Raw genomic sequence first — 13575 nt, 5'->3', positions numbered from 1 at the left:
CTGTTGCCAAGATGCAAGGGTTTTGTGATGCATGATCGCAGGAAAGCGGTGGTTAACTGCTGCGGACGAAGCGATCGGGGTCAATTTCCAGATCCACAAGCCGTTTGCGCAAGGTGTTGCGGTTGATCCCCAGCAGCTGTGCAGCGCGCAGCTGATTGCCCCCAGTTTCGGACAGGGCATGTTCGAACAATGGCTTTTCAAATACCGCCAGCGCCCCGTGATACAGTGTGCCCGCGGGAAAGTTCGAGCGATCGAGCCAGTTGGCGATCACCAGATCGATATTCGTATCGATCGCCGTGGATGCTTCCACTGCAACGCTATCAAGCAGCAATTCCACTGTGGGGACATCGATTTCCTCATCACGCGCCAGCAAGGCTGCACGAAACATGAAATTGCGCAATTCGCGGACATTGCCGCGCCACACCTGGCGTGACAGCAGGTCCGCCGCTTCCCGCGAGAGGCGGCGCTGGGGCAGGCCATCCTTGACCGCGCGGCGCAGGAAATGGCGGGCCAGAGGCTCAATATCGCTGGCCCGGTCCCGCAGGGGCGGCAACTGGATCGGCACCACGTTGAGGCGGTAATAAAGATCTTCACGAAAGCCCCCGGCAGCAATCAGCGGCTCCAGATCACGATTGGTGGCGGCAATGATGCGCACATCCACGGCAATCTCCTGATCGCCGCCCACGCGCCGGATTCGCCCGGATTGCAATGCGCGCAGCAGCCGCGTTTGGGCCTCTGGTGGCATGTCGCCGATTTCATCGAGGAACAGCGTCCCGCCATTGGCCTCTTCAAACTTGCCGATGCTGCGGCTGGTGGCACCGGTGAAGGCACCCTTCTCATGGCCGAACAGTTCGCTTTCAATCAGTTCACGCGGAATGGCCGCAGTGTTGACTGCCACAAAGGCCCCTTTGCTGCGCGATCCAAGCTGGTGGATGGCTTCGGCGACCAGTTCCTTGCCAGTGCCGGATTCGCCCAGGATCAGCACGGTCAGATCATTGCGCAGGACGCGGGTAATCATCCGGTAAACGTCCTGCATCGGCTGGCTGCGCCCGATCAGCGGCAGGCCCTCGCCCGGATCGCCTTCATCCAGATCAACCTCGCCCTTTGAATCGGCAGCCTGACGCGCGGCGCGGATCAGCTCCTCCAGGTCGAACGGCTTGGGGAAATATTCAAACGCGCCGGTCACACTGGCGCGAACGGCCGTATCCAGCGTGTTCTGGGCAGAAAGGATGATGATCGGCATGTCTGGATGGCCAGACTGGACATTGCCCAGCGATTCAATGCCGTCTCCGTCCACCAGCATGACATCTGTCAGCATGACATCATATTGGTTCTGGCTCAGCAGCCGGTCGCGTTCGGAGATACGGTCACAGCGATCTACGGTGAAAGCTTCATCCTCCAGCGCGGCGGTGATCACCGTGGCGATCGATGCATCGTCTTCTACCAGCAAGGCGCGTCTGGCCATGATCCCTACCCCTGTTTTGCCATCGGCAGATGCACGCGAAAATGCGTCCATCCGCCCACGTCGTCACGCTCATGGCTGATCCGCCCGTCCATATCGCGCACCAGCTTTTGCACCAGCGCCAAGCCCAGCCCCTGCCCGTTGGGCTTGCTGGACACGAATGGTTCGAAAATATGCTCCTGCACAGCGGGATCGATGCCCGGACCATTGTCGCTGATCTGGATCTCGATCGGCAGCTTTACCGGGCGGCCAAGCCGGATCACATTCATCACCAGCCCGCTGACAAAGCGGGTGCGGATGATGATCTGCGGTTGCGGGGCAGCGGCACAGGCATCCCTGGCATTGGACAGCAGGTTGATCAGCACCTGCACCAGCGCCCCTTCATTGGCGAGCACCGGCGGTAGCGATGGATCGAACTCCTCGCGAACCGGCAATTGCCCGCTGGAGGCAGCGTTGACGGTATCCATCGCGCGGTGGATCGCTTCGTGAAGATTGGTTGCCCCCACAGGCGCCGCCTTCTCGCGGCCAAGGCGCTGCATGCGATCGATCAGCTGGGCGATGCGGTCCACCTCATCCGCGATCAATGCGGTAAGGCTGCGGTCCGCTTCGTCCAGCTTGCGCGAAACCAGCTGCGCCGCGCCGCGAATGGCGGCTAGCGGGTTCTTGATCTCATGCGCCAGAACGGCGGGACCACGCAGGCTGGCCCTGCGCTCCTCATCGCCAAAACGCTCACCCTGCCCTGAATCCGAAAGGGTCACCACCCGCCAGCCAACATGTGTCTGAAGGGGCGAAACCGTCAGATTGACCGAGACTTTCTTGTCATTGACCATCAGCGGTAGGCCGCGCGCAATCAGCTGCGCTTCGGTCTCGCGCAGCCGCTTGGCAATCTGTGGCTCACCGAAATCGAGCACATCGGCAATGTCCCGTCCGATCAGGCGGCGGGCGCTCTTGCCGATCAGGTTTTCGGCGGACGGATTGACCGTGCGGATGGAAAGATCGGGCGCGACCAGCAGCATGGCAAAGGTCAGGCCGGCAATCTGGTCCGTTGCTGCCGGGACGTCTTCAGCCAGTTCGTTCACGCAGCGCGGCGCCTCATGAACGGCTCGTAGAAACGCTCGATCTCACCCAGCACCTGCGCGGGATCGTCCACGAAGTTGACCATGTTGCGAAACTCCGCAGAGCCATGCATGCCCTTGGTATACCAGCCCAGATGCTTGCGCGCGAACTTGACGCCAACATCCGCACCGTAATGGTCCAGCATGGCGCGGTAATGCTCTGTCAGCACATCATACTGCTCGGTGAAATCCGGGCTTTCCAGACTTTCACCTGTGCGCCACCAGTTCATCACCTGCGCCAGCAGCCACGGTTTGCCATAGGCGCCGCGGCCAATCATCAGGCCGTCTGCGCCCGATTGATCGAGCGCGGTCGCAGCATCTTCGATGGTGCAGATATCGCCATTGACGATGACGGGGATGGAGACCGCGTCCTTGACCTTGCGGACAAAACCCCAGTCTGCGCTGCCCTTGTACATCTGGTTGCGGGTGCGGCCGTGGACGGTGATCATGCGGACGCCCAGATCCTCGGCAATCTTCGCCAGTTCCGGGGCGTTCAGGCTGTCATGATCCCAGCCCATGCGCATCTTGATGGTGACTGGAACGTCCACCGCCTTCACCGTGGCTTCCATCAGCTTTGTTGCCAGCGGAACTTCGCGCATCAAGGCGGAACCCGCCAGCTGCCCCACCACCTTGCGAACTGGGCAACCGAAATTGATATCGATAATGGCGGCGCCATTGTCCTGCTGGAGCCTGGCGGCCTCGCTCATGGAAACCGGATCGCAGCCAACCAGCTGCATCGACACCGGTTCCTCGATCTGGTCCCAGGCGGCCTTCTGCACTGACTGACGGGTATCGCGAATTGCCGCCTCGCTGGCGATCATCTCGGTCACGTTGAGGCCCGAGCCATAACGGCGCACCAGTTTGCGGAACGGCAGATCGGTCACCCCTGTCATCGGCGCGAGCACGACCGGGCAGTCGATCCGCACCGGACCGATCTCGATCGGCTTCAGCGCCGGAGGAGCAGGGAGAGACGTTTTTTCCATGATGTGCCTAAATATTGGGCAGCGCATAGTGGATTGCGAGGGTGGTCGCAAGTCGCTAGCGCCCACGCCATATGTCGCAAGCACCATCCACAGGCCCGATCAGGCTCGCCGCGGTGATCGTTGCAGCCGGCAAGGGACTGCGCGCTGGCCAGCCCCTGCCAAAGCAATTCGCCCTATGGCGCGGCAAGCCAGTGCTTCGCCATGCGGCGGACAGGCTGGTGGCCGCAGGTGCAGAGCTGCTGTGCGTTGTCATTCCCGAAGGCGCGGATGCGCATGCGCACGCTATTCTGGAGGGTGCCGGTCCGGTCCTGCTGGTAACCGGCGGAGAAACCCGGCAGGATTCGGTGCGCGCCGGACTGGAAGCCCTGCAACAGGCCAGTCCTGACCTGGTGCTGATCCACGATGCCGCCCGCCCCGACTGCCCGCCGCAAGTGGTTGAACGGCTGGTTGCGGCGCTGGCGGACAATCCCGGCGCGATACCGGTCCTGCCGGTGGTCGATTCCATGGTGACCGCCCACGCTGATCTGATGGGCGACAAGGCCGCGCGTGAGACTTTGCGCCGCGTGCAGACCCCGCAGGCGTTTCGCTATGCTGACATACTGGCGGCCCATCAGGCCTGGGAAGGTCCCAGCACTGCCGGCGATGATGCGCAGGTTGCCCATGCTGCCGGATTGGCCGTGGCACTGGTCGATGGTGATGAGCGGTTGCGAAAGCTGACATTTGCAGACGATTTCGGGCAAGGGGCGAGCATGATCAGGACCGGAACCGGATTTGATGTCCACCGCCTCGGCGAAGGCGAGGAACTGTGGCTTTGCGGTGTGCGCATCCCGCATGACAAGGGACTGGTCGGCCATAGCGATGCCGATGTGGCGCTGCATGCCGTGGTCGATGCCATATTGGGCGCAGCGGGCGAAGGCGATATCGGCCAGCATTTCCCGCCCAGCGATCCGCAATGGCGCGCCGCCCCATCATCGCGTTTCGTCGAACACGCCGTGTCGCTGGCTGCGGCCAAGGGCTATGCCATCGGCAACGTCGATCTGGCGATCATTTGCGAAGCCCCCAAGATCGGTCCCCACCGCGATGCAATGCGCGGCGAACTGGCCCGGTTGCTTGGCGTTCAGGCGGATTGTGTAAATGTGAAGGCCACAACCACAGAGAGGCTCGGCTTCACTGGCCGCGGAGAAGGTATCGCCGCGCAGGCCGTTGCCACACTGATCGCCCTTTCCTGAAGTGGATCACACAATGAATTCCATGATGAAATCCATGACGAAATCCATGCCCCTGGTCGCTGCCCTCGCCTCTCTTTCCCTGGCCCAGCCTGCATCGGCGCAGATGGAATTCAACGAGCAGGAAGTTACCGCGCTTGCCCGTGTGGGCATGCCAAGCGCCTTCCAGAGTCTGCAGCAACGATGCCGCAGCGCCCTGCCCGGCGATGCCTATATCTATGCGCAGGGCAATGCGCTTCGGACCAGATTGCAGAGCGTATCGCAGGGCGCATGGCCGCAGGCACGCAGCGCCATCATCCGGCTCGTTACGCGGGAAAATGCGGCCATCGCCGGCCTTCTGGCCTCCATGCCGCCCGAATCGCTCCAGCCCTTTGTCGATGAAATGATCGCCGGCATGGTTGCCACCCGGGTCGAGGTCGGTAAATGCGGCCAGATCGACCGATTCCTGCAACTGGTGGACCCGCTGCCTGCGCAAAACCTGGCGGAATTGATAGGCTTTATCGCCATGGAAGCGCAAAAGAACGATGCAGGCGCTATTGCAACAGGACTGGCCCGGTAATGAAATCCATTCTTCCCACCAAGGTGGTCACACTGGCGCGCCGCGTCATTGAGGAAAACCGTGCGGCGGGTCGCAAGATCACCTTGGCGGAAAGCTGCACCGGCGGGCTGGTAGCAGCCGCTCTGACGGAGATTCCCGGCAGTTCTTTGGTGCTGGAACGCGGCTTCGTTACCTATTCCAACGATTCCAAGATGGATATGCTCGGCGTATCGAGCGACATCATCGATGCCTTTGGCGCGGTATCGGTGGCCTGCGTCTATGCCATGGCAATGGGCGCGCTGGAACGCAGCGATGCTGATGTGGCGGTGGCCATCAGCGGTATCGCCGGGCCTGATGGCGGCAGTGAGGAAAAGCCCGTTGGCACGGTGGTTTTTGCCCGCGCCATTCGCGGCGAAGACAAGCCCGAAGCTGAATTCAAGATTTTCGACAAGAAGGAACGCGGCGACGTGCGGCTTCAGGCCACGCTTTGCGCGCTGGAATTGCTGCTGCCGTAAAGCGCATCGGCGCGTTCTTCGAATGCCGCCACCATCTTGCGAAAGGCGCGATCGATATATTGCCCGGCCAATGCCTCGAACATCATGCTCTTGAAGGCAAAATCCACGCAGAAGAAGATTTCGCAGCCACCATCCGCCGTTGGCGTGAAGGTCCAGCGGTTGTCCAGATCGCGCAAAGGCCCATCGACATAATGCACGCTGAGCATGTTCGGGCGCTGCTTCACCACCTTGGAGGTGAACTTCTCGCGCAAGGCCTTGAACCCCACCAGCATGTCTGCGGTCATCGAATTGGGGCCGTCTTCCTTCACCCTGGTGGCAACCACCCACGGCAGGAATTCAGGATACTTGTCGACATCGGCCACAAGGTCGAACATCTGCTCCGCCGAATAGGGGAGCTGGCGGGTCTCACGGATAGACGGCATCGCGCTCAGCCCTGCTTTTTCCGGATCCGCTCCTCACGAGCGGCCTTCATCTGGGCGAAGTCATCGCCTGCATGATAGCTGGAACGCGTGAGCGGGCTGGAAGCGACCTGCAGGAAGCCCTTGGCACGGGCGATGGCGCCATAGGCATCAAATGCCTTGGGGGTCACGAATTCTTCCACATTGGCATGTTTGGGCGTGGGCTGGAGGTACTGGCCCATGGTCAGGAAATCGACCTCTGCACTGCGCATGTCATCCATCACCTGATGCACTTCGAGCCGTTGTTCACCCAGCCCCAGCATGATGCCGGACTTGGTGAAGATCATCGGATCGTGGCGCTTCACCTCTTCCAGCAGGCGCAGCGAGGCATAATAGCGCGCGCCGGGCCGGATGGTGGGATAGAGGCGCGGCACGGTTTCAAGATTGTGGTTGTACACGTCCGGTCCCGCCTCGCAGATCGCTTCCACCGCAGGGCGCATCTTGCCGCGAAAATCGGGCGTCAGGATTTCAATCGTGGTGGACGGAGTCTCGCGCCGGATCGCCTGGATCACCTTGACGAACTGCCCTGCCCCGCCATCGGGCAGATCATCGCGGTCCACCGATGTCACGACGATGTGCTGAAGCCCCATCTTGGCAGCGGCAGTGGCCACATGCTCCGGCTCCAGCGGATCGACAATGCGCGGCATGCCGGTCTTGACGTTGCAGAAGGCGCACGCCCTGGTGCACACATCGCCCAGGATCATCACCGTGGCATGCTTCTTGGTCCAGCACTCGCCAATGTTGGGGCAGGCCGCTTCTTCACACACCGTATTCAGGTTGAGATCGCGCATCAGCTGGCGCGTTTCATGGTAACCCTTGCTGACGGGGGCCTTTACGCGGATCCAGTCAGGCTTGCGCTGGCGCGGCGTAGCGGGAGCGGTGGAGAGGTCATTCATCCGGCTCACTTAGGGAAGTGGCCTGCCACTGGCAATGGCGCAACCAGTCAATCCAATACTGTGGGTTGCGTGCCATGGCTTCTTGTCGCCATAATCATCCCGCGCTAGCAGAACGCCCATGGCTCCAGATGCTCTTGCAACCCTGACATCACCGGTCATTCTCTTCTTCATTTTAGGGATGTTTGCTTCCGCCGTCCGGTCGGACCTGGCGATTCCGGAAGCGATGGCCAAGGCCATGAGCGTCTATCTGATGGTCGCGATTGGCCTGAAAGGCGGTGTCGCCGTATCGCAGTCCGGATTGAACGCCACTGTTCTGGCGGCCATATTCGCCGGTTTTTCGCTCAGCCTGATCCTTCCGTTGCTTGCCTTCGTCCTCCTGCGTGGATTTGGCAGGCTGGATGGTATCAACGCCGGTGCTGTGGCCGCTCATTATGGGTCTGTGAGCGTGGTCACCTTCGTAACTGCGAGCGAGATCTATCAGGCTGCCGGATCGCCTGCTGATGGGTATATGGTGGCTGTGCTGGCGATCATGGAAACGCCGGCAATTCTCACGGGTCTGATGCTGGCGCGCCGCTGGATGCGCAATTCGGCAACGACGGATGCGGCAGACACCGATTCCAGCGGCCTGGTTCGCGAAGTGCTGCTGAATGCTTCTGTCATTCTGCTTCTGGGCAGTTTCGTGATCGGCACAGTGGTGGGTGAAAGCGGCTTTGCCGATATAGAACCGCTGTTCAAAACAGGTTTCAACGGCGTCTTGTGTCTGTTCCTGCTTGATATGGGCCTGCTGGCCGCAAGGCGGCTGCGAGAGGCCCGTGCGCTCACCGCGCGACTGGCTATTCTGGCGCTGGTCTTCCCGCTGGTAAACGGCACGATCGCGGTGTTTCTGGGTACTCTGGTCGGCTTGCCGGTCGGTTCCGCCGCAGCGCTTGGTGTGCTGGGCGCAAGTGCCAGCTATATTGCGGTACCGGCAGCAATGCGCCTTGCCTTGCCGCAGGCTGATCCCGGCATTTATCTGACCATGTCGCTGTCGATCACTTTCCCGTTCAACATCCTGATCGGGATTCAGCTGTTTGCCGCCCTGGCCCTGTATCTGCATTAGGATGAGCGAGCATATGATTGAAACCGTGATCCGCAAACGCATTGAAATTCTCGTCGACAAGCCGCTTGTCGGGCGCATCACGCGCGAGATAACCGCTGCCGGGATCAAGGGCTGGACAGTCATGCCGGTCATTTCGGGCAGTGGACGCGATGGACCCTGGCATGAAGACCGCATTACCAGTTCCGACAAGGCCATGATCATCACCATATCATCGGTGGAAAACGCCCTCAAACTGGCAGAGGCGCTGCAACCAATCCTGACCAGCCACGGCATGTTGCTGGATATGTGGGATGTGGAAGTCATTCGCGCGGAACGGTTCTGATGCCTGAATTTGCCCGCCTTCTGCAAGGTTATGAGCGCTTTCGCGGCGATCAGTATTCTCGTCAGCGAGAGCGGTTCGACCGCCTGGCGCAGCAAGGTCAAAATCCCGACATCATGGTTATCGCCTGTTCAGACAGCAGGGTCGATCCAGCACAGATATTCGATGTCGATCCGGGTGAGATTTTCGTTGTTCGCAACGTCGCCGCGCTGGTCCCGCCGTTTGAGACAACGCCGGGCCATCACGGTGTTTCCGCCGCGCTGGAATTTGCCGTGCATGCTTTGAAAGTGAAGCAGATCGTGGTGCTCGGCCACGGCATGTGCGGCGGTTGCAAGGCCGCCCTGTCACAGGAAATGCGCGGCAGCGCACCGGGCGATGGCGGATTTATCGCAGACTGGATTTCGCTGCTTGATGAAGCACGCGATGAAGTGGCCGGCAAATACGGGACGCAAGGCCGCGAGGCCGAACGCGCAATGGAGCAGGCGGGCGTGCAGGTCAGCCTCGCCAACCTGCGCACCTTCCCTTGCGTCAAGATCAAGGAAGATCGCGGCGACCTGAAGCTGCGAGGGGCGTTTTTCGCCATCTCTGACGGTGTTCTGCACCTGCTCGATGAAGATAGAGGTACGTTCAATCCTGCCTGATCGCTTGCGTGCGGGAACGACCAGCGCCATGTAATGCTGCATGTCAGAACATGCTCTCAAGAATATCGCCCTGCTGATCGATGCGGACAATGCCAGCCATGCCGGGATCGATCCGGTGCTGACCGTGCTGGCAGAGCTGGGACAGGTCAACATCCGCCGCGCTTATGGCAACTGGGCCAAGCCTGCGCTGAGCAACTGGAACAAGATCACCCATCGATTCGGCCTGCAACCGATGCAGCAATTCGATCTGACCAAGGGCAAGAACGCCACCGACATGGCGATGACGATCGATGCGGTGGACCTGCTGTATGCCGGTAAGGTCGATGGCTTCGGCATCATGAGCTCTGACAGCGATTTCACGCCGCTGGTCACGCGGCTGCGGCAGGACGGGCTGATCGTCTATGGCTTCGGCAGTTCCAAGGCGCCCGAACCGTTCAAGACCGCCTGCACCCGCTTTATCGATGTTGACCAGCTGATCGTCACCGCCCGCTCGGACGACAACAAGAGCCAGGACAATGAGCTGGATCCGGAACTGATCGCATTGCTGGGTGGTGCCTGGAAGGCGGCAAGCCGGGATGAGGATGGCTTCGCCAAATTGCAGGAAGTGGGGCAGATCGCCGGCAACCGGTCCAGCTTCGATGTGCGCAACCATGGCTTCAAGCGCCTGTCAGACCTGATGCGCGCGGCCAGCAACCACTTCCAGATGGAGCGCCGCGACGACAAGCAACTCTACGTCAAACGCCTGCGCTGATCCTTCGGTGCGGGCCGGTCAGACACCGCATTGCGCGGTGCCGCTGCCGCGATAGACCACCCGGTCCCAGCGATCGCGCAGGCTGATGGTGCCTTCGTAATCGACGGTTTCTTCACCCGACACATCGCCGCCGCCTGCAATCTCAAGGCGCAGCGAATATTCCCGGCCATTGTACAGGGATCGCGTGCCATAGGGCAGTTCGCGCGCGCCGGGATCGGCGGCAAATCGCAGGATTTCCCCATCCACCTTCATGAACGCATCCGCCTGCCGGGCAATCACCCGCGCACCCAGGCTGGTGCCCGGCGCATATGCGCAGGACGCGCCATAAATGTCATAGCGCTCTATGTCCGGGTACAGGATCGGTTCGGGCGTGACTTCCTCCAGCGGCGGGGAAACATTATTGGCCTGCTCGACCATTTCCACGGCCTGCTGGTCAAGCATGTCCTGCTGTTCCACGCTCGTTTCATGGCCGCATGCCACGCAGCCAAGCGCAGCGATCATGATAATCTTTTTCATCAATGCCTTCCGAACAGTTTTTCGACATCGTCCATCGACAGCTTGACCCATGTCGGACGGCCATGATTGCATTGCCCTGATCGCGGGGTAATTTCCATATCGCGCAGCAGCGCATTCATTTCCGCCACGCTGAGACTGCGCCCTGCCCGCACCGACCCGTGGCAGGCCATGGTGGCCAGCACGTGCTCGATCTTTTCGCCCAGCAGCAGCGAATCTCCATGCTTGGCCAGATCATCGGCCAGATCCTGCAACAGCGCCGCCGGGTCGGCGCGCTTGAGCGAGGTCGGCAATGCCCGCACCAGCATGGCGGCAGGACCAAAGCGCTCTATGGCCAGACCAAGCGCGGCGAATTTGTCGATCTGTTCCTCCAGCCTGTCGCAGCTTGGCTCATCCAGTTCGACGACATCGGGCATAAGCAGCGCCTGACTGGCGGCGACCTTGTCCCCCACCCCGGCCGCGCGCAGCCGTTCCAGCACAAGCCGTTCATGCGCGGCATGCTGGTCCACGATCACGAGCCCGTCGGCCGCCTCGGCCACGATATATGTCTGCGCAATCTGTCCGCGCGCTATGCCCAGCGGATATTCGCGGGCGCCCTCCTCCAGCTCCTCGGCCACTTCGGCACGGCCCTGCGGCAGCGCCATCACCCCGTCATCGGCACCGCGCCAGGCTCTGCCAGGCTCGCTGACACGGGTTGCAGGCGCGCTCCAGTCCCGCCCTTCGAAGATCGAGCGCATGACAGAGCCCGGTTCGACCGCTTGTCCCGGCTCCACCTGCCACCTGCCCATCGCCGCCGCATCAGGGGCCTGCGCGCTGCGCCTGTCGCCCGTGCCCAGCGCCTGCCGCAGACCGGAAACGATGAAGCCGCGCACCGCAGCGGCATCGCGAAAGCGAACCTCCGTCTTGGCCGGATGGACGTTCACGTCCACTTCCTCTGGCGTCATGTGCAGGAACAGCGCCAGCACCGCATGGCGATCCCGCGCCAGCATATCGGCATAGGCACCGCGCACAGCGCCCGTCAGCAGACGATCCTTCACCGGGCGGCCATTGACGAACAGATACTGATGATCGGCCACGCCGCGATTATAGGTTGGCAGGCCTGCCAGCCCGGTCAGCCGCATGTCACCGCGTTCCAGATCGATGGAAACGCCATTGTCGGCCAGTTCGCGCGCCACGATCTGGGCAACGCGCGCCTCCACACCCTGCCCGCTCTGCAGTGCCAGAATCCGCCTGTCGCCATGCTCCAGCGTGAAGCCGATGTCTGGACGCGCCATCGCGAGACGGCGCACCACGTCGAGGCAGGCGGCATATTCGCTGCGCGGCGTGCGCAGGAACTTGCGCCGTGCCGGTATCTTGTCGAACAGTTTCTCCATCCGCACACGCGTGCCGGGAGGCAGGGCGGCGGGCCCTTCTTGCGCCAGCACGCCGTGATCGACCACGCGGCGCCAGCCCTGATCTTCACCGCGCCTGCGGCTTTCCAGCGTCAACCGGGCCACACTAGCGATGCTGGGGAGTGCCTCTCCGCGAAAGCCCAGCGTGCATACCATCTCGATCGCCTCATCCGGCAATTTCGATGTTGCATGGCGTTCCAGCGCCAGCGCCATTTCTGCTGCATCCATTCCGCAGCCATCATCGGTCACTTCGATACGCGTCAGGCCGCCATCAATGAGCGAGACAGCGATGCGCGTGGCGCCGGAATCGATAGAATTCTCAATCAGTTCCTTCAGCGCAGAAGCCGGACGCTCCACCACTTCGCCCGCAGCAATGCGGTTAATCAGCGTTTCTGGAAGGCGGCGAATTTGCGGCATTGGCCAAGCCTAGCGACCCGAGGGGAAAAATTCGAGGCAAGCGGTGCAAAAGTTACGTCTTGTCGACACAAAATTTTGGCCTTTCCCAAAGCCACGCGCTAAAGAGCGTCTCCTCCATTTCATGCAAAACCATTTGGTGGCTGATTTGCTCTGCCACGCAGACGGTAAAATACGGATTTTTCGATGGGTTCCTTCTTTTCCAAATTTTTCAAATTCGGCTCGCAAAACATGGCCATCGATCTGGGTACGGCCAACACTCTGGTCTATGTCCAGGATCGCGGCATTGTGCTGAACGAACCGTCAGTTGTCGCGATTGAGACGATCAACGGAATCAAGCGCGTCAAGGCCGTGGGTGAAGACGCCAAGATGATGATGGGCAAGACGCCCGATTCCATCGAAGCGATCCGCCCGCTGCGTGACGGCGTGATCGCCGACATCGAAATCGCCGAGGAGATGATCAAGCACTTCATCCGCAAGGTGCATGGCAAGAAGAACCTGCTGCGTTACCCCGAAATCGTGATCTGCGTTCCTTCGGGCGCGACCTCGGTTGAAAAGCGCGCCATTCGCGATGCCGCCAGCAATGCCGGTGCGTCCGAAGTGTTCCTGATCCTGGAACCAATGGCGGCGGCGATCGGTGCAGACATGCCGGTGACAGAGCCTGTTGGCTCCATGGTCGTGGATATCGGCGGCGGCACTACCGAAGTCGCTGTGCTGTCACTGCGCGGCCTCGCCTACACCACCTCCGTGCGTACCGGCGGGGACAAGATGGATGAGGCCATCGTTTCCTACGTCCGTCGCCACCACAATCTGCTGATCGGTGAAGCCACGGCGGAGCGGATCAAGAAGGATTACGGTATCGCCACCGTCCCTGAAGATGGCGTGGGCGAACAGGTGACCATCAAGGGCCGCGATCTGGTCAACGGTGTTCCCAAGGAAATCACCATCAATCAGGCGCATATCGCCGAAGCCTTGTCCGAACCGATTGGTGCCATCGTCGAAGGCGTGCGCATCGCACTGGAAAACACCGCACCCGAACTGGCCGCCGACATCGTCGACCAGGGCATCGTGCTGACAGGTGGCGGCGCGCTGATCCGCGGGCTGGATGAACATCTGCGCGAAGAGACGGGCCTGCCCGTCAGCGTGGCTGAAGATCCTCTGTCTTGCGTGGCGCTGGGCACTGGGCGGGCGATGGAAGATCCGGTGTATCGCGGTGTATTGATGACGCAGTAACACCTGAGGCAAACAGGAGGG

Annotated in this window: 15 protein-coding genes; 8 read left to right on the top strand and 7 right to left on the bottom strand. The window is 61.2% G+C overall.

The features are described from left to right. Positions 1-52 precede the first annotated feature (52 nt). Genes ABDZ98_RS10000 through dusB form a run of 3 tightly spaced genes read right to left on the bottom strand, consistent with a single transcriptional unit; the run spans position 53 to position 3560 of the window. The gene (locus tag ABDZ98_RS10000) at positions 53-1465 is read right to left on the bottom strand and encodes a sigma-54-dependent transcriptional regulator (RefSeq protein WP_343807158.1); all 1413 of its coding nucleotides are present in this window, start codon (positions 1463-1465) and stop codon (positions 53-55) included. Between the two features lie 5 nt (positions 1466-1470). Further along, on the bottom strand, positions 1471-2541 hold the full coding sequence (locus tag ABDZ98_RS09995; protein ID WP_343807156.1) for a two-component system sensor histidine kinase NtrB: 1071 nt from the start codon (positions 2539-2541) through the stop codon (positions 1471-1473). Next, on the bottom strand, positions 2538-3560 hold the full coding sequence (gene dusB / locus ABDZ98_RS09990) for a tRNA dihydrouridine synthase DusB (protein ID WP_343807153.1): 1023 nt from the start codon (positions 3558-3560) through the stop codon (positions 2538-2540). The genes ABDZ98_RS09995 and dusB overlap by 4 nt, the downstream gene beginning before the upstream one ends. A 71-nt stretch (positions 3561-3631) precedes the next feature. On the opposite strand from dusB, the gene ABDZ98_RS09985 reads away from it, so the two are divergent. Genes ABDZ98_RS09985 through ABDZ98_RS09975 form a run of 3 tightly spaced genes read left to right on the top strand, consistent with a single transcriptional unit; the run spans position 3632 to position 5839 of the window. Then, positions 3632-4789 (top strand): bifunctional 2-C-methyl-D-erythritol 4-phosphate cytidylyltransferase/2-C-methyl-D-erythritol 2,4-cyclodiphosphate synthase, encoded by a 1158-nt coding sequence (locus ABDZ98_RS09985; RefSeq protein ID WP_343807150.1) that lies wholly within the window; start codon positions 3632-3634, stop codon positions 4787-4789. A 34-nt stretch (positions 4790-4823) separates the two neighbouring features. Then, complete coding sequence (locus tag ABDZ98_RS09980; RefSeq protein WP_343807147.1) at positions 4824-5345, top strand: hypothetical protein; 522 nt, start codon at positions 4824-4826, stop codon at positions 5343-5345. Beyond that, positions 5345-5839 carry a CinA family protein gene (locus tag ABDZ98_RS09975; protein WP_343807144.1) on the top strand — a complete coding sequence of 165 codons (495 nt, stop codon included), beginning with the start codon at positions 5345-5347 and terminating at the stop codon, positions 5837-5839. Before ABDZ98_RS09980 ends, ABDZ98_RS09975 begins: the two co-directional genes overlap by 1 nt. Here ABDZ98_RS09975 and ABDZ98_RS09970 read toward each other — a convergent pair. Continuing rightward, positions 5800-6261: a type II toxin-antitoxin system RatA family toxin gene (locus ABDZ98_RS09970; RefSeq protein WP_343807141.1), complete on the bottom strand. Its 462-nt coding sequence runs from the start codon at positions 6259-6261 to the stop codon at positions 5800-5802. The genes ABDZ98_RS09975 and ABDZ98_RS09970 overlap by 40 nt on opposite strands. Positions 6262-6266: 5 nt before the next feature. Further along, positions 6267-7193 carry a lipoyl synthase gene (gene lipA / locus ABDZ98_RS09965; RefSeq protein ID WP_343807138.1) on the bottom strand — a complete coding sequence of 309 codons (927 nt, stop codon included), beginning with the start codon at positions 7191-7193 and terminating at the stop codon, positions 6267-6269. 118 nt (positions 7194-7311) lie between these two features. On the opposite strand from lipA, the gene ABDZ98_RS09960 reads away from it, so the two are divergent. Genes ABDZ98_RS09960 through ABDZ98_RS09945 form a run of 4 tightly spaced genes read left to right on the top strand, consistent with a single transcriptional unit; the run spans position 7312 to position 10003 of the window. Further along, complete coding sequence (locus ABDZ98_RS09960) at positions 7312-8292, top strand: sodium-dependent bicarbonate transport family permease (protein WP_343807135.1); 981 nt, start codon at positions 7312-7314, stop codon at positions 8290-8292. 1 nt (position 8293) lies between these two features. Beyond that, on the top strand, positions 8294-8614 hold the full coding sequence (locus ABDZ98_RS09955; protein ID WP_343807131.1) for a DUF190 domain-containing protein: 321 nt from the start codon (positions 8294-8296) through the stop codon (positions 8612-8614). Then, on the top strand, positions 8614-9252 hold the full coding sequence (locus ABDZ98_RS09950) for a carbonic anhydrase (RefSeq protein ID WP_343807128.1): 639 nt from the start codon (positions 8614-8616) through the stop codon (positions 9250-9252). Before ABDZ98_RS09955 ends, ABDZ98_RS09950 begins: the two co-directional genes overlap by 1 nt. Before the next feature lie 40 nt (positions 9253-9292). Further along, positions 9293-10003: an NYN domain-containing protein gene (locus tag ABDZ98_RS09945; protein WP_343807125.1), complete on the top strand. Its 711-nt coding sequence runs from the start codon at positions 9293-9295 to the stop codon at positions 10001-10003. A gap of 18 nt (positions 10004-10021) precedes the next feature. On the opposite strand, the gene ABDZ98_RS09940 is transcribed toward ABDZ98_RS09945, so the two are convergent. Together ABDZ98_RS09940 and mutL are read right to left on the bottom strand one after the other, a co-directional pair. Then, complete coding sequence (locus tag ABDZ98_RS09940) at positions 10022-10519, bottom strand: hypothetical protein (protein WP_343807122.1); 498 nt, start codon at positions 10517-10519, stop codon at positions 10022-10024. Further along, positions 10519-12324: a DNA mismatch repair endonuclease MutL gene (gene mutL / locus ABDZ98_RS09935; RefSeq protein WP_343807119.1), complete on the bottom strand. Its 1806-nt coding sequence runs from the start codon at positions 12322-12324 to the stop codon at positions 10519-10521. The genes ABDZ98_RS09940 and mutL overlap by 1 nt, the downstream gene beginning before the upstream one ends. Positions 12325-12507: 183 nt before the next feature. On the opposite strand from mutL, the gene ABDZ98_RS09930 reads away from it, so the two are divergent. Next, positions 12508-13554, top strand: coding sequence for a rod shape-determining protein (locus ABDZ98_RS09930; RefSeq protein ID WP_343807116.1), 1047 nt, complete (start codon positions 12508-12510; stop codon positions 13552-13554). Positions 13555-13575 lie beyond the last annotated feature (21 nt).

The sequence above is a fragment of the Alteraurantiacibacter aestuarii genome, assembly GCF_039523595.1.
Taxonomy (GTDB): Bacteria; Pseudomonadota; Alphaproteobacteria; order Sphingomonadales; family Sphingomonadaceae; genus Alteraurantiacibacter; species Alteraurantiacibacter aestuarii.
The sequence above is the reverse complement of the archived record's forward strand: the minus strand, read 5'-3'. Positions and strand labels throughout refer to the sequence as shown.